Annotated in this window: 30 protein-coding genes; 28 read left to right on the forward strand and 2 right to left on the reverse strand. The window is 51.0% G+C overall.

The window, feature by feature from the left end:
• Window positions 1-164 precede the first annotated feature (164 nt).
• The 28 genes from FE784_RS00720 to FE784_RS00850 all read left to right on the forward strand — a co-directional run bounded on the left by FE784_RS00720 (window position 165) and on the right by FE784_RS00850 (window position 20,790).
• Complete coding sequence (locus FE784_RS00720; RefSeq protein WP_139600193.1) at window positions 165-446, forward strand: hypothetical protein; 282 nt, start codon at window positions 165-167, stop codon at window positions 444-446.
• A gap of 107 nt (window positions 447-553) precedes the next feature.
• Complete coding sequence (locus FE784_RS00725) at window positions 554-1,192, forward strand: phage scaffolding protein (RefSeq protein WP_139600194.1); 639 nt, start codon at window positions 554-556, stop codon at window positions 1,190-1,192.
• A gap of 6 nt (window positions 1,193-1,198) precedes the next feature.
• Window positions 1,199-1,570: a hypothetical protein gene (locus FE784_RS00730; RefSeq protein WP_139600195.1), complete on the forward strand. Its 372-nt coding sequence runs from the start codon at window positions 1,199-1,201 to the stop codon at window positions 1,568-1,570.
• Window positions 1,571-1,595: 25 nt separating this feature from the next.
• Entirely contained in the window at window positions 1,596-2,639 is a 1,044-nt protein-coding gene (locus FE784_RS00735; RefSeq protein ID WP_139600196.1) for a major capsid protein, read from the forward strand.
• Window positions 2,640-2,687: 48 nt separating this feature from the next.
• Complete coding sequence (locus FE784_RS00740) at window positions 2,688-2,981, forward strand: hypothetical protein (RefSeq protein ID WP_139600197.1); 294 nt, start codon at window positions 2,688-2,690, stop codon at window positions 2,979-2,981.
• 4 nt (window positions 2,982-2,985) lie between these two features.
• Window positions 2,986-3,324 carry a hypothetical protein gene (locus tag FE784_RS00745; protein ID WP_139600198.1) on the forward strand — a complete coding sequence of 113 codons (339 nt, stop codon included), beginning with the start codon at window positions 2,986-2,988 and terminating at the stop codon, window positions 3,322-3,324.
• 5 nt (window positions 3,325-3,329) lie between these two features.
• Window positions 3,330-3,722 (forward strand): phage head-tail connector protein, encoded by a 393-nt coding sequence (locus tag FE784_RS00750; protein WP_176705866.1) that lies wholly within the window; start codon window positions 3,330-3,332, stop codon window positions 3,720-3,722.
• A gap of 1 nt (window position 3,723) precedes the next feature.
• A complete protein-coding gene (locus FE784_RS00755; protein WP_139600200.1) occupies window positions 3,724-4,119 on the forward strand; it encodes a DUF6093 family protein in 396 nt (131 codons plus the stop codon).
• On the forward strand, window positions 4,119-4,553 hold the full coding sequence (locus FE784_RS00760) for an HK97 gp10 family phage protein (protein ID WP_139600201.1): 435 nt from the start codon (window positions 4,119-4,121) through the stop codon (window positions 4,551-4,553). Before FE784_RS00755 ends, FE784_RS00760 begins: the two co-directional genes overlap by 1 nt.
• 2 nt (window positions 4,554-4,555) lie before the next feature.
• Window positions 4,556-4,993 (forward strand): phage tail terminator family protein, encoded by a 438-nt coding sequence (locus FE784_RS00765; RefSeq protein ID WP_139600202.1) that lies wholly within the window; start codon window positions 4,556-4,558, stop codon window positions 4,991-4,993.
• Window positions 4,981-5,148: a hypothetical protein gene (locus FE784_RS40615; RefSeq protein WP_176705867.1), complete on the forward strand. Its 168-nt coding sequence runs from the start codon at window positions 4,981-4,983 to the stop codon at window positions 5,146-5,148. Before FE784_RS00765 ends, FE784_RS40615 begins: the two co-directional genes overlap by 13 nt.
• Before the next feature lie 2 nt (window positions 5,149-5,150).
• Window positions 5,151-6,467 (forward strand): phage tail sheath family protein, encoded by a 1,317-nt coding sequence (locus FE784_RS00770; RefSeq protein ID WP_139600203.1) that lies wholly within the window; start codon window positions 5,151-5,153, stop codon window positions 6,465-6,467.
• Between the two features lies 1 nt (window position 6,468).
• Window positions 6,469-6,933, forward strand: a complete 465-nt coding sequence (locus FE784_RS00775; protein WP_139600204.1) for a phage tail tube protein — start codon at window positions 6,469-6,471, stop codon at window positions 6,931-6,933.
• Between the two features lie 21 nt (window positions 6,934-6,954).
• Window positions 6,955-7,365, forward strand: a complete 411-nt coding sequence (locus tag FE784_RS00780; protein WP_139600205.1) for a phage tail assembly chaperone — start codon at window positions 6,955-6,957, stop codon at window positions 7,363-7,365.
• Window positions 7,366-7,597: 232 nt separating this feature from the next.
• Window positions 7,598-7,951: a hypothetical protein gene (locus FE784_RS00785; protein WP_139600206.1), complete on the forward strand. Its 354-nt coding sequence runs from the start codon at window positions 7,598-7,600 to the stop codon at window positions 7,949-7,951.
• Window positions 7,952-8,012: 61 nt separating this feature from the next.
• Entirely contained in the window at window positions 8,013-10,199 is a 2,187-nt protein-coding gene (locus FE784_RS00790; protein ID WP_139600207.1) for a phage tail family protein, read from the forward strand.
• Window positions 10,196-10,894, forward strand: a complete 699-nt coding sequence (locus FE784_RS00795) for a LysM peptidoglycan-binding domain-containing protein (protein ID WP_139600208.1) — start codon at window positions 10,196-10,198, stop codon at window positions 10,892-10,894. The genes FE784_RS00790 and FE784_RS00795 overlap by 4 nt, the downstream gene beginning before the upstream one ends.
• Complete coding sequence (locus FE784_RS00800) at window positions 10,887-11,852, forward strand: XkdQ/YqbQ family protein (RefSeq protein WP_139600209.1); 966 nt, start codon at window positions 10,887-10,889, stop codon at window positions 11,850-11,852. The genes FE784_RS00795 and FE784_RS00800 overlap by 8 nt, the downstream gene beginning before the upstream one ends.
• Window positions 11,852-12,199 carry a DUF2577 domain-containing protein gene (locus FE784_RS00805; RefSeq protein ID WP_139600210.1) on the forward strand — a complete coding sequence of 116 codons (348 nt, stop codon included), beginning with the start codon at window positions 11,852-11,854 and terminating at the stop codon, window positions 12,197-12,199. The genes FE784_RS00800 and FE784_RS00805 overlap by 1 nt, the downstream gene beginning before the upstream one ends.
• On the forward strand, window positions 12,196-12,597 hold the full coding sequence (locus FE784_RS00810; protein ID WP_139600211.1) for a DUF2634 domain-containing protein: 402 nt from the start codon (window positions 12,196-12,198) through the stop codon (window positions 12,595-12,597). The genes FE784_RS00805 and FE784_RS00810 overlap by 4 nt, the downstream gene beginning before the upstream one ends.
• Window positions 12,597-13,676, forward strand: a complete 1,080-nt coding sequence (locus tag FE784_RS00815) for a baseplate J/gp47 family protein (RefSeq protein WP_139600212.1) — start codon at window positions 12,597-12,599, stop codon at window positions 13,674-13,676. Before FE784_RS00810 ends, FE784_RS00815 begins: the two co-directional genes overlap by 1 nt.
• Entirely contained in the window at window positions 13,669-14,250 is a 582-nt protein-coding gene (locus tag FE784_RS00820) for a putative phage tail protein (RefSeq protein ID WP_139600213.1), read from the forward strand. The genes FE784_RS00815 and FE784_RS00820 overlap by 8 nt, the downstream gene beginning before the upstream one ends.
• A complete protein-coding gene (locus tag FE784_RS00825; protein ID WP_139600214.1) occupies window positions 14,247-14,528 on the forward strand; it encodes a ketopantoate hydroxymethyltransferase in 282 nt (93 codons plus the stop codon). Before FE784_RS00820 ends, FE784_RS00825 begins: the two co-directional genes overlap by 4 nt.
• Before the next feature lie 3 nt (window positions 14,529-14,531).
• The gene (locus tag FE784_RS41525) at window positions 14,532-17,396 is read left to right on the forward strand and encodes a pyocin knob domain-containing protein (RefSeq protein ID WP_218103730.1); all 2,865 of its coding nucleotides are present in this window, start codon (window positions 14,532-14,534) and stop codon (window positions 17,394-17,396) included.
• A 200-nt stretch (window positions 17,397-17,596) separates the two neighbouring features.
• Entirely contained in the window at window positions 17,597-18,082 is a 486-nt protein-coding gene (locus FE784_RS00835) for a phage holin family protein (protein WP_139600215.1), read from the forward strand.
• Window positions 18,066-18,899: a glycoside hydrolase family 25 protein gene (locus FE784_RS00840; RefSeq protein WP_139600216.1), complete on the forward strand. Its 834-nt coding sequence runs from the start codon at window positions 18,066-18,068 to the stop codon at window positions 18,897-18,899. Before FE784_RS00835 ends, FE784_RS00840 begins: the two co-directional genes overlap by 17 nt.
• Window positions 18,900-19,056: 157 nt before the next feature.
• Complete coding sequence (locus tag FE784_RS00845; protein ID WP_139600217.1) at window positions 19,057-20,097, forward strand: hypothetical protein; 1,041 nt, start codon at window positions 19,057-19,059, stop codon at window positions 20,095-20,097.
• Window positions 20,098-20,127: 30 nt separating this feature from the next.
• Window positions 20,128-20,790, forward strand: coding sequence for a hypothetical protein (locus tag FE784_RS00850; RefSeq protein ID WP_139600218.1), 663 nt, complete (start codon window positions 20,128-20,130; stop codon window positions 20,788-20,790).
• Between the two features lie 28 nt (window positions 20,791-20,818).
• Here the strand turns inward: FE784_RS00850 and FE784_RS00855 are convergent, their stop codons facing one another.
• Together FE784_RS00855 and FE784_RS00860 are read right to left on the reverse strand one after the other, a co-directional pair.
• Window positions 20,819-21,676: an ATP-dependent DNA ligase gene (locus tag FE784_RS00855; RefSeq protein WP_139600219.1), complete on the reverse strand. Its 858-nt coding sequence runs from the start codon at window positions 21,674-21,676 to the stop codon at window positions 20,819-20,821.
• A gap of 199 nt (window positions 21,677-21,875) precedes the next feature.
• Window positions 21,876-22,466: a hypothetical protein gene (locus FE784_RS00860; RefSeq protein WP_139600220.1), complete on the reverse strand. Its 591-nt coding sequence runs from the start codon at window positions 22,464-22,466 to the stop codon at window positions 21,876-21,878.
• Window positions 22,467-22,955: the final 489 nt, after the last annotated feature.

The raw sequence follows: 22,955 nt of genomic DNA on the forward strand, positions 1-22,955 counted from the left end.
TGGTATTCGTAAGGACCGGTTCACATGGGAAGAGGGCGAGATCGTCATTCACAAGCCCGAAAGCAAACCGGATGAAACAAAAAAGGATGACGAAAAGGAGTAAAGGCACTCACGCTGCGGCGAGGGTGCTTTTTTCATTCCCTGGGAGGAAGGAGGAGGACGGCATGCAAAGGCGCTACAAGAAGAATGTCTATATCGACGCGATCGAATTTGACAATACGTCCGGCAATCATCAGGCGATCATCGATTTTGCCGGGCTGCCGACCAGCGTTGAATATACGAGTGCTGGCGTACAGCTGCGCGTCATCCGTGGCGCCTTTAGCGTATTGATTGCTAAGTTGGGCGAATGCATCGTCAAAGAGGCAGACGGATCGCTTCGGGTATGTACCCGTGAGGCGCTGGAGGCCGAATACAAATTGGTTGAGGAAGAAACGGGCTCCGGCTGAGACTGCAGGGGCCTCAGTCGTCCTTTTGGTATTGCGGACGCTAAAGAACAAGACATCACCGGCCGCGACCGGGTTACCAAGCGAAGATGAATAGGGAGGAATCGACCGTGAATAAAGAGCAATTTGTTGCATTAGGACTGTCGGAGGATTTGGCTGAGAAGGCCGCTGCTGCATCCGCCGAGGAGTTGAAGGGCTTTATTCCGAAAGCGCGCTTTGACGACGTCAACACGGCCAAAAAGACGGCCGAGGACACGTTGAGGGAACGCGACAAGCAGCTGGAAACACTCAGCAAGTCAGCTGGCGATAACAAGGCATTACAGGATCAGATCACGCAGTTGCAAGCCGACAACAAGACGGCCAAAGAGAAGTACGAGGCAGATGCTGCTGCGTTGAGACTGGGATCCGCCGTGAAGTTGGCGCTCGCCGGCAAGGTCCACGATCCGGATATCGTTGCCGGACTGCTCGACAAATCAAAAATCGAGCTCGACGACGCCGGCGGCATCAAAACCGGATTGGACGACCAAATCAAAGCCCTGCAGACGAGCAAGGCTTTTTTGTTTGTTCCCGAAGACAAAGGCGGCAATCAATTCCAGTTCAAGGGCTTCAACCCGACCGAAGCCGGAGGTTCCGGCGGAAGCGGAGGCTCCGGAGGCAATAAGGCCGCGGACTTCGGCAAACGGATAGCTGATTTCGCGAAAGCCAATTCAGCTACATCGGATGCGCAAAAAACTTACTTTGGAGAGTGATAACGGATGAGCAAGTTTGTGACAACGAATTATGGGAATCGCAAGGAGATTCTCAAGTTCCCGGATCACTATGTCAACGTAGCAGTGACTGTGGACAATACGGGCATTACAGCTAACGCTGATGGCCGTAAAATCGTACCAGCCGGCACAATCCTCGGCAACGACGTGCTGCAGGACCCGACGAAGCTGGCAAAAAAGGCCGTGACTACCACTGGTGTATCTAACGCCGAAGGAGTCCTGTTTGACGATGTTGACGTCACATACGGACCAGCTCCGGGCGCGATGACGATTCATGGCTTTATTGATCTTGCAAAGATCCCAACTGCTCCAACGGTCGAAGAGGTCGCGGCCCTTAAGCAAATTACATTCATCGCCTAGTACGGCGGAAGGAGAACGATCATACATGCCTACTATCTTTGATTACGTGACGGCGCCGGCAATTGCGGCGTATGTCACCAACAACCCAAGCAACAACATTCCGTATATGGGAGCGACTTTGTTCCCGCCAAAAAAGAAGCTCGGCCTCGATCTGGCTTGGATCAAGGGAGCCCGCGGTGTTCCGGTTTCGTTGCAGCCGTCCGCGTTTGACGCCAAAGCGACATTGCGGGACCGGATCGGATTCCAGCGGATTGAAACGGAAATGCCGTTTTTTCGTGAAGCAATGCGAATGGGTGAGAAGGATCGTCAAGAGCTTCTGAAGCTGCAAGACAACAGCAATGAGCAGTACATCATGCCGCTGATTACGCAAATCTTTGACGATCGCGCGCAGCTCGTGGCCGGCGCCCAGGTCATCCCGGAAAGGATGATCATGCAGTTGTTGTCGAGTGGCCAAATCCGGATCACAGCCAACCGGCAGGACTACGACTACAATTACGGATTCTCGGGAAGCCATAAAGAGACGCTGACCGGTACGGCTCAATGGAGCGATCCGAACAGCACGCCGGTCGAGGATATACAGCGTTGGAAACGGGTCATCAATCAGGGTACCGGCGCGACGTTGGCACGCGCGATCTGCACGGAAAAGACCTGGGGTTATCTGATGGCGCATCCGGCAATCCGATTGGATATGAATCCGATTGGCGGCCAGAACATCATCATGACGGACGCACTGCTCCGGGCATACTTGCAGAACAAACTTGGCATCACCGTGGCGGTCTACAATAAAATTTACGCCCTGCAGGACGGTAGCACGCATCAATTCTTCCCTGATGATTTCTTCACGCTGATTCCGGCAGGGAACTTGGGCAACACTTGGTACGGTACAACCCCGGAAGAGGCCGACCTGATGGCCGGTGCGACTGCCGCCGAAGTATCGATCGTCAATACCGGCGTGGCGATCACGACGATCAAAGAGCCACATCCGGTTAATGTCGAGACGATCGTGTCCGAGATCGTGCTTCCGTCGTTTGAAACGATGGATACAGTGTTTATCGCTAAGGTAGCGTAAGGAGAGGGCGTACCTCTCCTACTTTTCGTTGAAAGGGGAATGAAATCAATGGCGCCACGAAAAAAAGATGAGACTGCAGCCACGGAACAGATGCAATTACCGGAAGAGCAGGCTCTTGTCGCGCCCCCTGCCGCTGACGCACCGGCTCAACCTCCGGAATCGAACGAGCAGGGGCCTGCATCTCCGGACGCACCTGAACCACCGAGAATGGTCCGTGCGCTGTTTCTGACTAACGTCAAGCACAACCTTGATTATTATGATGCCGGGCAAAAAAACGACTTGCCGGAGGATGTTTTTGTGACGCTAATGCGTGCAAAGGCTGTCCGGCTGATAGGAGAGTGACACAATGACCCAATATTATGATGAAGCAACAAAGCGGTTTGTCTACGTAAGCCCGATAAAGCCGTTGCCGATCAAGCCAACAGCATCCGCCACGATTTACACCGGCACATTGGCCGCAACAGGGACGGCGGCTGCGTTGGGAGCCTCCCAAGCCGTAAGCTGGGTTATCGTGCAAAACACCGGCGCAGAAGCCGCAGAGAACCTGCTCGTTGGCAATGCAACGGCACAGGCGTATGTCGTCGCCCCGGGGCAGTCCGTTAGGCTTGAGGTGGCAAACCGCAACTTGATCTATGTCAAAGCCGCCACATCCTCGGCGAGCGCCGCCTATATTGCGGGGAGCTGATCCGCGTGGCAATCGATAAGGCGGATATCCGTGTTCTGGTCAAGCGGCGATTAGGTTTATCGCTGGCCGAAACGACTCACGACGACTTGATCGATCTGTATATCGATGCAGTCGAGGAGTCTATCAAGAACTTTTGCAATATCACCATAATACCGGACGGCCTCAAGCAAACATGGGCCGCCATGGTGGCGAGCGCTCTATCCGCGGAGCAGCTCGCCATTTTGTTTCCGGTCCCTGAACCGGAGGAGACGTACGAGACGCAGATCGGGGATACGACGGTCAAGCCGATCAAAGCTGTCGTCAGTACAAAGCCGCCGGCTCCGTCCCTGACGGTTATCGCATCGGTGGTATTTGACTACCGGTCCAGTTTGATCGCTTATCGACGGATGAGGTGGTAGCATGCCGATCGACTACAGTAAGCACCGGGCGGCGATCGAGCGGCTTTATACGGATCGCTGTACCATCTACCGATACGCTGGGGCGAAGAACCAGGTAACCAAAGAGACGAAGCAAACCCCGCAACCGGTCCAAATCAACCAGCCGTGCCGCCTCTCACAGCGAGCGCTGGGCCAGAACGACCAGACCGCGGCGGAAAATAACATCCGCTACGAAACGAAGCTGTTCCTCGCACCGGAGATCGAGGTCCTGCAGGGCGACATGCTAGAGGTAACGCGGGGCAGGGACACGCCTGCAGGCTGGGAGCCGGTCGCTCCGGCACGGAAGTATAAGGCCGGCGAGCCGTTCCTCTACGTCACCCATCAGGAGATCAGCATCCAGCGCAAGGAGTGGGCGTAGTGGCTAAATGGGGATCGGTCGAATTCGACGAGCTCAAGCGGCTTGCCGGGAGCTTCAAAAAGGCGCTCGACGACCGGGTCATTGAACGATTCATCCGGGATTTTCTACTCGAGATGGCCTATCGGGCTGAACGCAAGATCAAGAAGCGGACGCCTGTCGACACTGGCGAGCTGCGGCGGAACTGGCGGGTTGGTCGAGTAGAGCGTCAAGGCGATGCCTACCTGGTCGAAATCTACAACAACACGGAATATGTGTCCTTTGTTGAATTCGGACACCGTACCGGCGAGGATCTGACCAAGTGGGTCGAAGGTCGCTTTATGATGACGATCAGCATGAAAGAACTCGAGCAGGAACTGCCGGTCTATTTGGAAAAACGGATGGCGCAATTGCTGAATCAGATCATGAACGGTCGACCTCCGAAGAAAGGGGGATGACGATGCCGCAGATTACATTCAACGATGTACGTTACGGAGTAAACGCCGCGCTTGATGCCGCCTTCTTTGACATTCCCATTCACGGGGAAGAGATCAAACAGCAGCTCAATCCCCCTTGCTTCTTTGTAAAGCTACTGGAACCGATGCATACACGGGAGCTCGGCCGGCGCTATCAGCGGGTGCATCCGTTTGACGTTCACTACTTCGCACCGGCGCGCGGGAACGACAACATGTACACGATGGCAGAGCAACTGACAAGCGCCCTCCAGACAATTCAGGTGGGCGGACGACCGATCCGGGGAACCGGTATGCGGTTTGGAATAATCGATGAAGTCCTGCACTTTTTCGTGGACTACACGCTCCATGTTTGGGAGGTCAAGGCGACCCATCCGAAGATGCAGACACTCGAACAGAAAGAAGGGATCAAATGGGGAAATTGACAGCAGTGTTCACTAAGCAGCAGTTTCTCGCCTCCCGGCAGCGGTCGGGGATCGATCGCGATATTCTTACCGCCGTACTGGACGATGATAAATTGTACTCGATCGCCGAGGTTGTACAGCTGATGGATGATTTTCTGAAAAAGGAGGCTGAGTAATCGTGGCAGCTGGTACATGGACAACACAAAACAAAGAGCGCGCCGGGGTATATATCAACACGGTGAGCGAAGCCAAGCCGATCGGCGCGGTCGGCGAGCGTGGCATTGCTTCCCTCCCTCTTGTCCTTTCGTGGGGCGAGCCCAAAAAGATCATTACGATTGAGGCCGGTGAGGATACGTTTGACAAGCTCGGCTACGGCATCACGACTTCCCAAATGTTGCTTGTCCGGGAAGCGCTCAAACGGGCAAAGACGCTACTCGTTTACCGAGTCAACACCGGGACCAAAGCAGCCGTCACGAGCGGCAACCTGACGGCGACGGCCAAATGGGGCGGTGTGCGCGGTAACAATATTACCGTTGTGATCCAAACCAATATTGACGACAATGCCAAATTCGACGTCAAAACGCTCGTCAGCGGCTCCGTATACGATATGCAAACGGTCGCGAATATCGCGGGCCTTGTCGCTAACGATTGGGTCGTCTGGAGTGGCACGGGCACGCTGGCGACAACCGCGGGGGCTCCACTGGTCGGAGGTGCAGACGGAACGACAATCAATCAGGACTATGTCGATTATCTGGCGGCGGTCGAAATCCTCGATTTTAATACGATTGGGCTGCCGTCCACGGACAATACGCTCAAATCGACGTTCGTCGCGTTCGCTAAGCGTCTCCGGGACGACGAAGGGAAGAAGATTCAGGTTGTCCTCGAGAACTACCCGACGGCCGACTACGAGGGCGTCATCGGCGTCAAGAACGGAGTCATCCTCACCGATGGAACGACGCTCACGGCGGCGCAGGCGACCGCGTGGACGGCGGGAGCGACAGCTGGCGCACAGATGAATCAATCGCTGACTTACGCGGCTTACGATGACGCTGTGGACGTTGCAACCCGGTACACGAATGCCCAGATCATCGCCGCACTGCAGGCTGGTGAATTCTTGTTCACGGCCAATAACGGACGGGCTCTTGTGGAAAAAGATATCAACACCTATACGAGCTTTGTGCCGGCCAAGAATAGAGCATTCAGTAAAAACCGAGTCCTTCGGGTGCTGGATGGAATCAACAACGATTTCAACCGGATCTTTTCGGAATTTTATCTCGGTAAGGTAGACAACAATCCCGAGGGGCAGAATCTCCTGAAAGCGGAGATCATCAAATACTTGGAGACGTTGCAGAACATCAGCGCCATTCAAAACTTCGACTCCCAAACGGACGTATTTGTCCAGCAGGGGACGGAGACGGACAGCGTGTATGTCGAGGTTTACATCCAGCCGGTCGACGCCATAGAGAAAATTTATATGAAAGTCGTGGTGAGATAACATGTTTTTCCGTGAGGAAGATGCAATATCCGGTAAGATGGCGAAGGCATTCGCGACCGTTAACGGACGGGTCGAGGAATTATTTTACGCCAAGAGCCTCGAGGCCATGCTCGAAAAGAACAAGGCTGATGTTCCAACGCTCGGCCGGACAAACGTCGGCAAGAAGTCCAGCGGATGGAACGGCACAGGGACACTGAATGTCTACTATGTTTCTACCGTTTTTCGAAACCTCATGCTGACCTACGTCAAAACAGGTCGGGATTTCAATTTCGACCTGCAGGTCATCAACGAGGACCCGACTTCCAGTACAGGCCGGCAAACGGTCGTGCTCAAGGGCTGCAACCTGGATAGCTTGATCGCAGCCAAGTTCGACAGTACATCCGATGACATGATGGACGAGGAACTGTCTTTCACGTTCTCGGATTACGATATACTCGACCAGTTCAACGCGCTTACGGGCGTGTAACCCCAAGGAGGTATTTAACCTATGTCAACATTGCAGGATTTTCTCAATAGTAACCCCGTCGACAATGTGACGGATGACGTCGCCATTTCAGACCGATTCCGAGACGCGGACGGCAACCTGCTGAAATTCACAATCCGGGCCATGAAGGGCAATACGTTCGAGGATATCCGGAAGAAATCCATGAATATCCGGAAGAATGGCAAAGTCGAAATGGACGCACAGAAATTTAACGAAACGGTCGTCATCGATCATACCGTCGTTCCAGATTTCAAGGACGCTGCCAGTATCCAAAAGCTCGGATGCATTACACCTTCGGATTATCTGAATCGGGTGCTGCTGCCCGGAGAGGTGGCCGAGCTGGCCGAGCAGATCCAACGGTTGTCCGGATTCGGGCGCAGTATGGAAGACCTGGTTGAAGACGCAAAAAACTAATCAAGGAGGACGATGCGGACGCAAACTACGCATACTACGCCCTCCACAAGTTCAGTAAATGGCCGTCCGAGTTTCTTTCCTTGCCGCGCGAGGAACGGGCCTTCGTAATGGCTGCGATCGATGAGCGCTTGGCCGCCGAAAAGAAGGCTGCTGCGAAACGGTAATGTCCCTGCCCCGTAAAGATGTGATATAATGCGTGTGGTAAAATTGTCCATTAACGGGGAGGGGCATTATGCGAAAGTTATTTTTACTTTGTTTATTGACGGCCGTATTTGTTGTCGGTGGCTGCTCATCATCCGAGCCGAAAAGTACGTTGACGTTGGATTCGTTCATAAAGGCTTATACGGATGCCGGGGTTACGGTAGATCCGAGTAAGAAACAGCAATATCAGATGGCTGAAGCTATTAACGGCGTAATTTTTTATATGGATAATCAGCCGATAAAGATTTATGAATATAGAACAGAGAAAGACATGAAGGATGCAGTCAAAAAAGATGAAATGTTGAAGAATTGGCCGTCAAATGGGCGGTTCTTGTTAGAGGCTAATTATGAAAAAGCAAAGGAAATCTTCAACAGCGTAAAATAAGACGATCACAAGCACTCTCCTAGAGGGTGCTTTTTATATTTCCTTCGAAAGGAGGGTAAACATGTCCACCATTAATTCGACCTTGCGAATGATGGACGCCATGACACGTCCGTTGCGAAACATTACGCAGGGGATGCAGATGTTAATCTCGACCATGGAACAGATGCAGCGGACGGCCGAACGTGACGAGAAAGTCAGCAAAATGCTTTCGGCAACAAAAAGTAAAATCTCATCTGCCGAGGCGGATATTGCCCAGTCAATAGAGGCGACGACCAAGGCGCAGGAAGCTGCGATGAGAGCTGCGGAGCAGGAAGCGAGAGCAAGCAGAGCAATCGCAAAAGAAAAGGGAAAAGCTGCTACTGCCGAATCGGACATTGCCAAATCAACAAATGCAACCTCGAAGGCAAAGGAAGCCGTGCAGCGGGCAACCGAAGGTGCAGCCAAGGCTCAAGAGCAACATAATCGATCGATTCAAACTGCCGATAAGAGTTCTTCCCGATTACTTGAGACCGTCAAAGGGCTTGCAGCGACATACTTGACCATTGAGAGCTTAAAGCGGCTCGGATCGGCGACGATTGGCGGTGCGATGGAGCAACAGAAAATGGAGGACATGTTTGTCGCCCGGACCGGGAACGAGCCTGTCGGTCGTGCCATGTTTCAGCAGTTTAAGGCAGAAGCGCTGGCTGCCGGACAAGATGTTACGAAGGCGCTACAAAGCACGATGTCCTTTTACTCGATGACGCAAAATACGAATCAGTTGTCGAAATTGAACAATCTGGCCCAGCGGCTCAATGCCTTCGACAGTGCCGGCAATGGGATCGAAGGTGCAGCTTTTGCGTTAAAAGAAGCGATGAGCGGTGATATCGTATCTTTGGCCGAACGCTTCAACATGTCGAAAGCCGATATTCGAGCTTTCAAAATCACGGATTTCGCGAATAAAGGCGACATCAACGGATTCATTACGGCCTTCGATAAGTTGATGGAAAAGCAAAAAATGGGCCAGGCAGCGTTCGACAAAATGCTGGCGTCACCGGCAAAACAGTTAGAGCTATTGCAGAATAACATGCGTTCTGGCTTTGCAGACGCCGGCACCGCCGCGATGAAGGCGCTACTGCCCTTGATCATAATGTTGAATCAAGCAGCCCAGGCCGGTAAGTTCCAAGTGTTTTTCGACCTGTTGAGTCGAGGATTGGCGGCATTGGTAAACGAGGGGATGTGGCTATTGAAAGTCATCGGGGAGATATACCATTTCTTTTCGAACAACTGGCCAACGATCGAGCCGATCCTGTGGGGCATCGTAGGAGCGATGGCGGCTTGGACGCTTGCGACCCGTGGTCAGGCACTGGCCCAAAAGGTTATGGCGTTTGCGACGGGTACCGGTACGTTTGCCATATTCGCGCAGACACTGGCGACACAAGGACTGGCCGCTGCGTGGGCTACGTTGAATACTGCAATGAAGGCTAATGTCATCATCTTGATAATTTCCTTGGTCATTGGGCTTGTTACTTGGTTGGTTCATCTATGGAAGACTAATGACGATTTCGCAGCCGGATTCATGCGGGCATGGAACATGGTCCTGAATTTTTTCGACCAAGTACCTATCTTTTTTCAGAGTGTTTCGAACGGGATCGTGAATGCATTTGAATCGGCAAAAGTGAAGTCCCTCAAGTTGATGGAAGACCTGATTAACGGTGTGATCGATCGAATGAACGGGCTGATCGATAAATTGAATGGAGTTAAGGGTGTCAGTATCTCAAGCATTGAAAAAGTAGAATTCGTCGCAACAGCCGCTGCTCAGGCCGACTACTTGAAGAAGGCCGGCGAAGACGCTTTATCTGCCATGAAAGAGAGCGCCGCGGCACGAGCAGCAGCTAGGAAGCAAAATGTGCTGGATATGCTAAGCACCCGGGCCACTAAGCGGGCGACGGAGCAGACGACTCCTGCGGCACCAGGAAAATACGATTTCACCGCTTGGAACCAGCAGGCCGACATTGATCGGATCAAAAGCATCGGAGAGGTTGGCAAGATAAAGGACAAGGTCGACATCAGCAGCGAAGACCTGCGCATGATGCGCGAGCTGGCGGAGATGAAGAGTATCCAGAATTTCGTTTCGCTCACACCGACTGTTCAGGTTACGACCGGCCCGGTCGGCGGCGAGTCGGATATCGATACGATCGTCGCAAGGATTGAGGATAAGCTTGTTACGCAGATCGCTTCGTCAGCGAAAGGGGTGTACGAGCTGGTATGAGTAATTACGGCTTCTGGTTATCCTTTAACAACCAGCAGGAGGGCTTTCAGCTCCCCGTCAACCCCGGCTCGATCGAGATCAGCGACGGCGTGAACGGCCGGACCTACGATGTAGCGGGCCTTGGCGAGATCAATGTCATCAAGAGCCCGAAGCTGACGGAGTACTCGTTTTCGAGCTTCTTCCCGGCAGCATCTTCGCCGCTCGTTACTGCGCCGATCCTGCTGGATCCGCAACTATACATCGACTATATCGATTCGTGGATGGCGTCCAAGCGGCCCATCCGCTTTGTTTTTACTGGACCCTCTTTTGACCTGAATGTCGCGGCCAGCATCGAAGAATTTCGCTGGAAGGAAGTAGCCGGTTCCGGGGGCGACATCGATTATACCCTGCGATTGAAACGGTACGTCTTTTACACTGCACAGCGCGTCACGGTGGCGTCCCGGGTCGTCAATGGGGTTATGTCCGAGGTTATCCAGCCGGAGCCACAGACGCGCCCGAACGACCGTCTGCCGCCGAGTACGTATACGATTGTTTCCGGGGATACGCTTTGGGCGATCGCCAAGCGGTTTTTCGATGACGGGGCCCGTTGGCGGGAGCTGCAGCAGTTGAACGGCCTTACTGATGCACAAGTCAAGGCGCTGCCAATCGGTTACGAGCTTTGGCTCCCCGAGACGGGAGGGACGATGAATGCTTGAGCTCCTGCTGGACAATAAGGATGGCAACGTGTGGGATATCTCGAGCATCGCGTCGGATATCACATGGAAGACGACGCGCGGCGGGCGTCCGGCAAGTCTGGAGTTTACGCTTGTGAAAAACTCACTCTCCCAGGACGCGCTTTTCCGTTACACTAACGGCGACATCATCCGATTTCGTGATGGCCAGCAAAATGTTTTTTATGGGTACATCTTCAGTATCGACAGCGGTAAGGACGAAGACGTGAAGATCCTCGCATACGACCAGGTGCGCTATCTGCTGGCGACCGACACGTACGTTTTCAAAAACGTGACTGTGGCCGATGTGGTCCAGCAAATCGCTGACGATTTTAATTTGACCACCGGCACGTTGGCCGACACCGGCTATCGGATTGCGACAATGGTCGAGGACGGGCAGACGCTGCTCGACATCATCGAAAAGGCGATTACGCAGACGGTCATCAGCACGAGCCGGCTGTACATGTTTTATGACGACTTCGGCACGCTGACGGTCCGGAACGTCGAGGATATGCGCCTTGATCTTGTTATGGGAGACGGCAGCCTTATCGATTACGGATACAAGCAATCGATCGACACGGACACGTACAACAAGATCAAGCTCGTACAGGACAACAAGGAGTCAGGGAAACGCGACGTCTATATTGCGCAGGACAGCGCCAATATCGCCCGCTGGGGGACGTTGCAGCTGTACCAGACCGTCGACGAGGACAAAAACGCGGCGCAGATCAACGAGCTCCTGCAGCAGCTTATGTCCTTGAAAAACCGGGAAGCCCGGAGTCTGCAGCTCGAAGCGATCGGCAACTCGTCCGTCCGCGCTGGCTGCTATGTGCCCGTCATGATCGCAGAGTTCGACGTCAATCAGTTTTTCCTTGTTGACGAATGTGTCCACCGGTACGACGGCACAGACCATACCATGACCCTGACATTGAAGGTGATTTGATGTTGGACATCATTAAGCAGGCCGCCAAGGAGGCGGTCGAAGCCGGCAGCCCGGTTAATATTTTGTTTGGCGAAGTCATTCAAAACGATCCGCTCGAGGTAAACGTGGACCAACGTTTCACCCTCGATGCGGATTTTTTGAATGTTCCGGAGAGCCTGACCAGATATGAAGTGGACCTGAAACACAGCCATACGTATACGGACGACGGGGCATCTGGCACAACCGGCGAGGCGCTGGCGGATAAGATCGTCATCCGCCCGGGGCTGCAGACAGGCGATAAGGTTGTGCTGCTGCGGATTCAAGGCGGGCAGCAGTATCTTATTTTGGACAAGGTGGTGGTCGGATGATCCCAACCGGTAGCAGTTTGAAAACGGCACAGGTACAGGCCGTACAGCAGCCGTCCCGGACGTGGCACCTTGATTTCGATCGGGGCCGTGTGTCGGGGATGGTCGATGAGCTCGATGCAGTCCGGCAGGCGGTCTTTAAAATCTTGCAGACGGAGCGCTTTCGCTATCTGATCTACAGTTTCAATTACGGCCACGAGTTGGACGGCATGGTCGGCGTCAGCCCGTTGTTCGTTCAGTCCGAGGCTGCGCGGATCATCCGGGAAGCGCTCATGACGGACGATCGTATTCGGGGCGTGGAGAACGTGAGCGTCGAGATTAACGGGGATGCAATGCTGATCAACTTTACGGTTATATCGGTCTTCGGTAGCTTCCAAGATTCACAGGAGGTGATCAGATAGTGTACGAGTCGCAGAACGAACAAACGATCCTTAACCGGATGCTTGCTCGGGTACCGGATAACGTAGACAAGCGCCCCGGTTCGGTTATCTATGATGCGCTTGCGCCGGCCGCTGCCGAGCTGGCACAGATGTACGTCGAGCTGGACCTGAACTACAATATTTCGTTTGCGGATACGGCATCCGGCGAATACTTGGCCCGGCGCACCGCGGAGTTTGGCGTCACCCGCGAGCCCGCAACCAAAGCCCGCCGCAAAGGGCAGTTTTACAATGCGGCAAATGCGCCATTCGACATCCCTATCGGCAGCCGGTTCAGCATCGAGAACCTAAATTATATCGCGATCAACAAAATCAGTACCGGCGTCTTCACCATGGAGTGCGAACAGGTTGGGATCGTTGGGAATCAGAAATTCGGCGCCATGTTGCCGATCGATTATATTGCCGGACTTTCCCGCGCAGAGCTGACCGACGTTCTGGTGCCAGGAGAGGATGCGGAATCCGATGACGCACTGCGGGTTCGCTATTACGAGGAGGTTAACCGGCCGGCATTCGGTGGAAACGTGGCGGATTATAAGCAAAAGATCAACGCTATGTCGGGAGTCGGAGCGACGAAGATATTTCCCGTATGGCAGGGCGGCGGCACGGCCAAGGGAACCATCATTGCATCAGATTGGACCGTACCATCCTCACAGCTTGTCAGTGAGGTGCAAACGGCCGTCGATCCGACGGTTAATAGCGGGCTGGGGATCGGTACGGCGCCGATCGGTCATGTCGTCACGATCGCCGGCGTGCAGGGCGTGACGATCAACGTCGAAACGACGGTAACGCTCGCTTCCGGCACGGTGCTCGGGCAAGTCCAAACGCCAATCGAGGAAGCGATCGAAGCTTACCTTCTGACGTTGCGGCAGGATTGGGCGAACCAACCGCAGCTCGTTATCCGTATTGCCTTTATCGATGCCTCGATCCTAATGGTGCCCGGTATAGCGGACGTAAACGGTACCCAAATCAACGGGTCCACTGCGAACCTGACTTTGGGAGCCGAGCAGATCCCGGTGCTGGGGACGGTGACTGTCCATGCCTAAGCCGATCCTATCCTATTTGCCGGACTACTATCAGGACATACGGGATTTCGAGGAGTTGGCGGAAACCGAGGATGCCGAGCTGCTGTTGCTCGCCACGGCTGTTAATCAACTGCTGGACGATCAATTCGTGCTGACATCGGGCGCCGCGGCGGTCAAGCGCCGGGAGCAGATGTTGGAGATTCAGGCCGAACCTTCGGAAACGCTCGAATTTCGAAAGCGGCGAATCCTCAATCGTTACCAGACCAAGCCGCCTTTTACGATCCGATACCTGCAGCAGCAGCTCGACTTGCTGGTCGGTCCCGGTATGACCATTGTCTCCGTCGATTCGCAGAATTTTCTGCTGACGGTCACGGCCAATATCGAAAACGCTAGTGTATTTCGTGAGGTCGTATACACGGTCGAGCTGATTAAGCCGGCAAACATGGTCTATCAGCAAAATACTTCGCTGGGGAGCACGATCGGGCTCGAAGAGAGCATTTCAAAGCGAGGCATTACGTGGAATTACGCGCTGGGCAGCTGGCAGCTCGGACAGCTACCCTTTTCGACACTGGGGCCGGAGGAGGTCATCAAATGATAACGAGTACGTTTTTGCATGATGTGGCCGTTTACGTTGATGGCCACATCGATAAAGTCGTCCTCAATGGCTCGTATGAGATTACGGATTTTCAGGTCAAACAGGTAACGGACAGCACGCTTGCGCTGAATTACATGGTCCGTGTTGCAGACGTATCGTTAATTACTTTGATCGAGCTGAAAGACAGCAGCAACAACGTCAAAACGACCAACGCCGTCAACGTCCCGATCGCGTCCGATACGATGATGCTTCAGACAATCGAGGTAAAGGAGGTTTAACCCTTGGCAAAAACAAATTGGACAATGGGCGAGACAGTTCAGCCGGCGGATATGAATCAGATTGGTCAGGAGATCAATACGAATACGACGGCAATTCAAGCAGCCACGTCAGCGGCTACCGCAAACACACTCGTCCAGCGGGACGCGAGTGGTCGATTCAAGGCAGCTGCCCCTTCGGCGGCGGATGACGTTGCGCGGAAGGCCGAGATCGATTCGGTAGTGTCGGATGGGGTCAAAAAGTTCATAATGCTATCGGACGGTACAGACCTTAATACTGTAGTGACTTCCGGCTTTTATCGGCTATTAAGCATACACACGAACATGCCCGCCGGTGTCGCAAACGGGCAAATGATTGTGTCTAGAGGGGCCGATACGATAGTGCAATTGGCATTTTCGTATAACGGCCACGCATTCTACATGCGGCAGGGCTATCCACCGGAGGTTGGCGGCGCAGGATCGTGGGGGCCTTGGGTGCAGATGATCCATTCCGGAGGCGGACAGACGATCAACGGCGGGTTGATCCTAAATGGCGCACTGGAAAGTGACGGCAACATGTCAGTGAAAGGGCAGTCAGTCATCAATCAATTCATGAACCCGGCAGGAAGCATAAATTGGCACAATCCTGCCGGACAGATGATCCTTTCCGGAGACAATAACGGAGGGATTTATACTGAGAACAACACCTTGGACGACGGAAACGGGAATATGTCTATCGGCGGTCCGTATCTCATAGCGGCCAGCACCACCTCGGATTTCAATATCCGACCAGCAGCGGGAAGGAATATCGGATTCACGAATAACGCCGCGAATCAATGGCTGCTACGCGTTGATGAATCGACATACGCGGTGTCTACTCTTAACAACATCTTGGACAATGGATCGGGCCTAGCTTCCTTCGTACAGGTACAAGTCGGCAACACTACCGCACCGATTATTGAGATGTATGAATGGGACAGCGACAAGAAATATTACATTGTCGCTGATGGCGGGTCGTTCTCGATACGCGAGAATTCGACGGGGAGTAACTCATCGCTTTTAATATCCCCCGGATTCGTAGTGCGCACCAATAACAACATCTTGGACAATGGTAGCGGCGTCGCATCATTCCACGACATGAAAATCACCGCACCCACCGACCAAAATACCGGATGGGCACATGGTATGCGGTTCACGGACCGGCCCGGAAGTACAACATACGGAAGCGTCGGTATGTTTGGCACAAGTTCCGGGGGCAGCACAACCATAAATAGCATATACATCGGTCATGGAGCAACTCCATACGAAGGCGGTTCTGCCGGTATTATAATCGAGCCTACCGGAAAAGTAGTGACAAAGAACAACGTCTTAGATAGCGGTGCCGGAAATATGAGCATTGCTGGTAAGATCCGTCTTGTAGCCGGTTCCGATCCAAATCACGCCCTTGGATTTTATGACTCATTTGATGGGGTGGCTGTAGCCGGACCTGTTCTCCATGGATATGACGGCGGGGCATTGGGAAGCTACAGGGAAGGAGAGGCAACGAGGTATGCATTATTGTGGCGCTTCGACGGCAGGGTTAACACTAAGAACAATGTTTTGGACGACGGCAACGGAAATATGTATGTCAATGGACTTATTAAGCCAACTACCGCAGGGGGGACAATTGGATTTACCAATTACGCAGGGAACCATTGGGGGTTGCGTGTTCAGGACGGAGGAGTGCCGTCCACACATACTGCCAACAACGTCTTGGATGACGGGGCTGGAAATACCTCAATTGCTGGACATATAACTTTAACAGGTGGAGGTGGTGCCATAAACTTCGGTTCCGGCGGACAGATGGGTGATGACACAAATGCAACGTTCATAAAGGTGAACGGAGACCAATTTAACATCATCAACGAAGCCAACACCGCCTACATCCTTCGGGCCTCTCCAACCTCGTTCCAGTGGAATGGGCTTGATGTTATTAACAGCGGTGGTGGGCAGACAATCGGCGGCTCATTAACAATCAATAGCGATCTAGGTATAGGGGGCCATTTATTCCCAAACACAACCACAGGTACAATCGCAAGCAATGCCGCTGGTGTTAACAACCTAGAAGTGCGGTCTGCTGCTGGCGGTGGTGATGCTGCGTTCATGACTTTCCATCGCCAAGGTTCACACGCTGTTCATTTTGGGCTGGATACGGACAACCAACTCAAGGTAGGCGGCTGGAGCGTGGGCGGAAATGCATACCAGATATGGCATGCCGGGAACCAAGGCAATTCGGACTCCCTACTCACATCTTCAAAGAGTGTTGTCGGAGCAATCAATGAGCTTTTTACGTCTGCCAGTAACGGTAAGTCGGCGGTCGCTACCGCGATTACTGGCATGGGACAGGCGGCAAGCGGTAGCGACACATATGCACAACTGGCAAGTAAGATATCGGCTATATCGACCGATGCCAATGCAACCACTGGCCAAGTGCTATCCGGTCAAACGTTCTATAGTAGTGGCCTAAAGACGGGCACGATGCCGAATCGAGGCGCGCCGACGCTGACAGCAGGACAAAGCATTCCGTCTGGTTATTATAGCGGCGGGTCGGTAGCAGAATCTCAGTACTCAGGAATAGCAACTCCATCAGGCGGGATGATTTCGGTCTCTGGATTACCGTTCACCCCAAGCTACGTATATATAAACCAAGCTTACTCGTCAGGCGATTTCTATCAAGAGCAATATACTGGCTTCCCCGGCGGCATACTGTTACGTGTCCGAACGACAATCAACTCCACGAACAATACTGCGTCCGCATTCATGGATTCAACGCCATTTGTGGTCGTAACCGGCAACAGCTTCACGTGTAGGGTAAGTCAAACAACTAGTGTTAACTACACTGTTTATCGTTAATGGTGCGCGGAAGGCAACCGAATGGTACCAACTCGGTGAGTATTGTAAGCGAGCGAACTGGGACCCTTTACAGATGGGTCCCGTTGTCTTATACGGGGGTGCTACTAGATAAGCCAACCCTGTTCAAAACGTTATTGAGATTACACATGCCCCGATCGGGGCTATTTTTATGCCCCCACATGGGCGGATGGGAGAAGAATATGGAGCAAACAGGTAAAGTGGTTTCGGCGGTGGCCGGGGGCATCTTGCTTCCGGTTTTCGAGTTTTTGTATGGGGAGGGGACGGCGGTCGTATCAATCATGGGGGCATTGGCATTTTTCATCTTACTGGATTGGATGAGCGGATCGAGTGCGGCCCGGAAGGACGCCTCCTACTCGTCCAAGTATGGCATAGACGGAGTCATCCGGACGTTTTTTATGGTGCTGCTGCCTGCTGGCGGGCATTTGTTGGACAAGGCCGTCGGTTTACCTGGTATCCTGTTCGGCATCTTCGCCGTCGGCCTGATCTACCATACCTTGCGAAGCATGACGGCCAACGCGGTCCGGGCGGGTTGGGCCGAATGGCTGCCCATATCCATCCTCGAAAAAGTGATCGAGTGGGTCGGTAGCGAAATGGAATCGAAGGTGAACCGCGCGCTTCAGCGCAAGGCAGAAAGGGGAGCTGGCAACGATGCAAAGCCGCAATGAGCAAAACATCCGGATCATCGACGTATCCAAGTGGCAAGGCGTTATCGATTGGGCGGCCGTCGCGGCCAGCGGCGTCAAGGGCGTCATGATTAAGGCAACGGAGGGGATCGGGTATACCGATCCTCTTTTTCGTAGCCATTACGCCGGCGCAACCGATGCGGGCTTGGCCGTTGGGTTTTATCACTATTGCCATCCTGAAACGCCCAACACGGCCGCTCGAGAGGCCGAGGATTTTCTGGCTGCTGTGACCGGGCTCCCGGTGACGCTTCCGTATGCGCTGGATGTCGAAGGGGAGGCGGCGGACCTCGGACCGTCTCGTTTGACCGACTGGTGCCATGGATGGCTGGAGACGGTCGAACAGCGCTCAGGCCATAGGGTAATGATTTACTCTGGCGCGTCATTTGCACGTTCGTACCTGGGCAGCAAGCTTGCCCGCTGGCCGCTGTGGGTCGCGCATTACAAAGTCAATCAGCCGATGGCAAACGGGACATGGGATCGATGGGCGATGTTTCAATACAGCGAGTCTGGGAGGGTGGGCGGCATCGCCGGAAATGTCGACTTGAACGAAATGGATTTGGCCTATTGGGAGAAGCTGCACGGTACAACGGAGACTGCAAAATTAAAGGGGGACGACACAATGCAGCTGGAACAGTGGCAATGGAAGATGCTCGGCGACTCGCTGGACGGGCTTTATCGCAAAGGGTTGTTGGGCGATTACGTATGGGCAGAAAAGGCGTATAAAGGCGAGCTGATGCAGACGGAGCTTGCTTGGCTGAATACAGTCGTGTTCGCGCGGGAGAAAGGTGTCAAAATGTAGTTTTTGTAACTGGTATGTAGATATTAGTTGTGATATTCTAATAAAAAACAAGAACGTACGTTCCGAGGAATGTATGTTCTTGTTGCCAAACATTCCATAATCAGGGATTATAGAACTAGTTTTTGTCGAAATTTACCTGATTATAGGAGTGAACAAAATGGCAAGAAGATTCCATTATTATAATGTTTTTATTACTCATAACAGTTCTGCAACTAGATTATATTTTACGGATTTCCTAGATAAAATAAAATCCATAAATTGGCAAAACCGCATAAGAAAAATTAATTATCATCCTACAGCTTTATTCGATTTAACTGTTCCCAATCAAGATCAAATGTGTAGAATTGCATCCATAGGGAAGTATAGGCAGCAAATAAAGCCATATATAGGTGACATAAACTCTGATAAGGCACAAATGATACAAAATGATATTATTGAAATGGTTACCTTTGTAGCCGCGCCGCTACAAAGGACGGTTTTATTTGAATACAATTTTTATGGTAGTAAGGTAAAGGATATTGAGGAGTATTTCAATTCATTTTTTTCTGTGAATGACCCCCGGAACAACTGGCAAGTCGTATTTCTACCAATTGATTCAAATAGGAGTATAGCTGATATAAAAGCGTCGAATGACATTAAAGAACTCAGTATAAAAATAAATGCAGGAAATAACACATTTACTCAATTATTAGAACGTTCTCAAGCCCCAAATCAAAAGAATTCTCTTTTCGGTACACTAATGAGCACATCAAATTTAATAAAACAAGAAACAGATGCCCCGGTTATTGATATTTCTTTCGGAAAGGGGAGAAAAAGAAAAATAAATCTCGATACTAAAGAAATATTGGGCTTAATTGAACTCTTGGACATAGATAATAATGAATCTGTCCAATCTTGCAAGGTTACTTTTAGAAACAGTACTACTGGTAAAAACGAAACTCTCGAGCTTAAGAATGTCGGCATTTTGAACGATGTAGTCCTTGAAGGGGATAATGGAAACCATGGATGGGAATTTATAGGGGATAAAATTCTTGAGAAATACATTTCTAAAAATCGACCCCGCAGTAATGAATTTGCTGGAAGAGGAATAAAATTCATTGATTCGGAATTGCCAAGATTGAACACTGTACCTCGAGAAAGGTATTCTGTACCAGTGCAATCTGGCCGTCGAACAGATCTTGAAGGTGACCCTGCATAAAATCTATATGACAAGGGTTGTGAAATTTATATGAAAAGGGATGAATTTCTCGATAAAATAGGCTGGTTTATTGAAAAGGTACTGATTATCCTAGTGTGTGTAACGTACTCAATTGTATTTTTGTATAATAGGATAGCATCAGTAATAAGTGCTAAGCTTTCTATAAGCCAGATCGATTATTTCTTGCTTCAAAAATATGATCAATTGATAACTCCTAATATCGGGACCATTACAACAATTGCATCTGTATTTGTAGGAATTTATGTAACTGTGTTATCTGTATTGGGGAGTATCAAGGCAAATTCGTTAGTAGCACTTTTAACTGGGAATGACTTAAGTAAATTAATAAAATATATTCGTACTGCGTTGATCTCATCTTTTTTAATTATTTTTTACTCATTATTTGTGGCAGTATTACCAAGCAAGTTTACTCAGGCATTTTTTTTCTTCCTTCTGCTTTTTTATATGCTACTAACAGCATTTAGATTTGGAATCAATATCCTAGTAGTATATAGTCACGATTTACAAAAGTTAATGCATAACTTAGAAGATGAAAAGCAGGAAAAAGAGCGAATGACTCATGTAATGTACCAGCTCGAAAAATATTTACATGAAAAAGAAGTAGAAGGATTAAGAGAGCGTTCAACAAAAGCAGCATCAAAAGTTGACATGCATACTAAGAGTGAGGAATGATATGACCATAATGTTGCTGGAGTAGTTATCATATGTTGAAACCCACAAACACAGGGCTCCTTAGGAGTCCTATTTTCGTCCAGTTCCGGATCTTTACTTTCGCATGAAGTAACGGCTGTACATAAACGTTATTTCGGTCCTCGCCTGTCACATACGGCTGCACAGCCCCATAAAACGCCTTCCGCTGCGGCGCCGTCACGCCCAATTCCACAACCCCGACCGGTTTGATCCGCTCGCCCTCATGCACGCCAACAAGCCATCCGAACCCGTCCTTCCGCCAGCCGGTCAGCACGACATCGACGTACGTCCAGTTTATAATCTTCAACCAGCTTGGACTTTTCTGGTCGCTCACGTAAATGGATTCCTTCCTCTTAGCAACAATACCCTCCATCTGCCGCGAGACGATCTCCTGATACAGCCGTTCGCCCTCACGTTCAATGAAGGGCACGACGCTGATTCGAGGATTGCCAAAATCGATACCCGCAAGCAGTTCCTTACGCTTCATCAGTGGCCATCCGCGCAAGTCTTCGCCCTTGTACCGCAAGATGTCAAATACCATATAATTCACCGGCAGCGAAGCGCTCAATCTCAATATCTTATCTGACTTTTTTGCCAAGAAGCGTTCCATGATCGATTCGAAGTCGATCAGCCCACTGTCACGATCCACGCAAGCGACTTCGCCATCCAGCAGGATATCGTCCTGGGCGATGTCGTACAGCTCGGGGTATTGTCTGGTGCATTCGTTGTTATGGCGCGTGTACAAGCGAGTCGGGCCGTTTTGGCGCGACAAAAGAAGCCGATGACCGTCGATCTTCGGCTCGAATATATGGTCAGGACTGTCAAATGCGGATTTCGCTGTCTCAAGCAGCATTGGAGAAATGAACATAGTAATCACCTATGATCAATTGTAGCAATGCTTTCGGGATATTTTGAGCGGTAAGTATTGGAACACGAATCCGCTCGGTTTAAGCTGGCGGGGCTATATTAAACTATCGCACCGTTAGTTGAATCTAATCTTCTTTTGCAGGCTTTTTTAACGTTGAAACCTAGCAATAGCACCACATAGGAAACTAGTGTTGAGAATGTTATTTCCGTTTATGCCTTGTTTTTCTAGGGGGCAATGAAAAATCATTTCTTTCTGCGAGGTTACTCGCATGGAAATCGGCATCGTCCAAATTGTTTTTCGAATACTCCCTAGCTATTTGTCCATTGATTACAGTAATTTTTTGGTTTTTGTAATCATACACAACAATACTATCAGTTTCACAGGCAACCTTTCGCTGTTCTTGAACTGCTCTCATAAAATTCTCTGTTTCTGATCTTTGAAGTTCAGTTTTTTTGCGTAATACTTCTACTCCAATGTATTTTGTAAAATCCCATGTGACGTTGCTCCCAACATGACCCCAAAAGTCTGATAACTGATTACCAATAAAACTGCAAATATTAACTACCTGATCCAAGACAACGGGGTCGCCCAAGAATTCAAAAATGTAGGAACCTCGACTTGTCCGTTCAAACTGTAGATCATAAGGCGAGTCTAAATATTCTTGAATTATTTTGTACATAACTGCGGTCTGGGAGATTACAATTCCGACCTGTTCAGCAGTTAGTTTTGATGATGAGTAATTTACGGTAAACTTTATTAGTTCTCTCTCGGTGTATTCGTAATTATCCATTGAATCATTCCTTTTCTAAATATTGTCTTAATCATATTTTAGGAGGGCTGGTTAATAAATTCAATAACTACGAAACCTAAACTCCCGAATCCTAACATATTGTCTGAACTCTTCTGCCTGTTGGCTCAATCATTTGTAATAAAAAGAAGTATCCCCCACCCACTATGTCGAAGGTGAAGGATTTGGCTCTTGCAATGACGAATCTATCTTGTAGAGGTGATTCCGCTGAAACAGATTAAGTCTAACATTGAACTCCATACAGCCGCAATCGATGAACGGTCCGTCGTCGTATTTCTGAGCAATGAATTGATCGGAAGCGGTGTTATCGAAGAAGTAACGGAACGGGCCGTTAAAGATAAGGGGTGAATACTATCCTCGTGCAGCTTGTACGTTTCTTCTTACGGAAGACTAAAAGACGGTTACCCAACGCGGGCGACCGTCTTTCCTCTTTTCTTTCCCCTAAAATCCTTTCCCAAAATATCTCAATCA

Origin of the sequence: Paenibacillus hemerocallicola (assembly GCF_006265175.1) — a bacterium.
Classification (GTDB): domain Bacteria; phylum Bacillota; class Bacilli; order Paenibacillales; family NBRC-103111; genus Paenibacillus_AB; species Paenibacillus_AB hemerocallicola.

Coding starts and splice junctions, on each gene's coding strand:
- FE784_RS00720 (WP_139600193.1), top strand. CDS start 165: ATGCAAAGGCGCTACAAGAAGAATGTCTATATCGACGCGATCGAATTT.
- FE784_RS00730 (WP_139600195.1), top strand. CDS start 1,199: ATGAGCAAGTTTGTGACAACGAATTATGGGAATCGCAAGGAGATTCTC.
- FE784_RS00735 (WP_139600196.1), top strand. CDS start 1,596: ATGCCTACTATCTTTGATTACGTGACGGCGCCGGCAATTGCGGCGTAT.
- FE784_RS00740 (WP_139600197.1), top strand. CDS start 2,688: ATGGCGCCACGAAAAAAAGATGAGACTGCAGCCACGGAACAGATGCAA.
- FE784_RS00745 (WP_139600198.1), top strand. CDS start 2,986: ATGACCCAATATTATGATGAAGCAACAAAGCGGTTTGTCTACGTAAGC.
- FE784_RS00755 (WP_139600200.1), top strand. CDS start 3,724: ATGCCGATCGACTACAGTAAGCACCGGGCGGCGATCGAGCGGCTTTAT.
- FE784_RS00765 (WP_139600202.1), top strand. CDS start 4,556: ATGCCGCAGATTACATTCAACGATGTACGTTACGGAGTAAACGCCGCG.
- FE784_RS40615 (WP_176705867.1), top strand. CDS start 4,981: ATGGGGAAATTGACAGCAGTGTTCACTAAGCAGCAGTTTCTCGCCTCC.
- FE784_RS00775 (WP_139600204.1), top strand. CDS start 6,469: ATGTTTTTCCGTGAGGAAGATGCAATATCCGGTAAGATGGCGAAGGCA.
- FE784_RS00780 (WP_139600205.1), top strand. CDS start 6,955: ATGTCAACATTGCAGGATTTTCTCAATAGTAACCCCGTCGACAATGTG.
- FE784_RS00785 (WP_139600206.1), top strand. CDS start 7,598: ATGCGAAAGTTATTTTTACTTTGTTTATTGACGGCCGTATTTGTTGTC.
- FE784_RS00790 (WP_139600207.1), top strand. CDS start 8,013: ATGTCCACCATTAATTCGACCTTGCGAATGATGGACGCCATGACACGT.
- FE784_RS00795 (WP_139600208.1), top strand. CDS start 10,196: ATGAGTAATTACGGCTTCTGGTTATCCTTTAACAACCAGCAGGAGGGC.
- FE784_RS00800 (WP_139600209.1), top strand. CDS start 10,887: ATGCTTGAGCTCCTGCTGGACAATAAGGATGGCAACGTGTGGGATATC.
- FE784_RS00805 (WP_139600210.1), top strand. CDS start 11,852: ATGTTGGACATCATTAAGCAGGCCGCCAAGGAGGCGGTCGAAGCCGGC.
- FE784_RS00810 (WP_139600211.1), top strand. CDS start 12,196: ATGATCCCAACCGGTAGCAGTTTGAAAACGGCACAGGTACAGGCCGTA.
- FE784_RS00820 (WP_139600213.1), top strand. CDS start 13,669: ATGCCTAAGCCGATCCTATCCTATTTGCCGGACTACTATCAGGACATA.
- FE784_RS00825 (WP_139600214.1), top strand. CDS start 14,247: ATGATAACGAGTACGTTTTTGCATGATGTGGCCGTTTACGTTGATGGC.
- FE784_RS00835 (WP_139600215.1), top strand. CDS start 17,597: ATGGAGCAAACAGGTAAAGTGGTTTCGGCGGTGGCCGGGGGCATCTTG.
- FE784_RS00840 (WP_139600216.1), top strand. CDS start 18,066: ATGCAAAGCCGCAATGAGCAAAACATCCGGATCATCGACGTATCCAAG.
- FE784_RS00845 (WP_139600217.1), top strand. CDS start 19,057: ATGGCAAGAAGATTCCATTATTATAATGTTTTTATTACTCATAACAGT.
- FE784_RS00850 (WP_139600218.1), top strand. CDS start 20,128: ATGAAAAGGGATGAATTTCTCGATAAAATAGGCTGGTTTATTGAAAAG.
- FE784_RS00855 (WP_139600219.1), bottom strand. CDS start 21,676: ATGTTCATTTCTCCAATGCTGCTTGAGACAGCGAAATCCGCATTTGAC.
- FE784_RS00860 (WP_139600220.1), bottom strand. CDS start 22,466: ATGGATAATTACGAATACACCGAGAGAGAACTAATAAAGTTTACCGTA.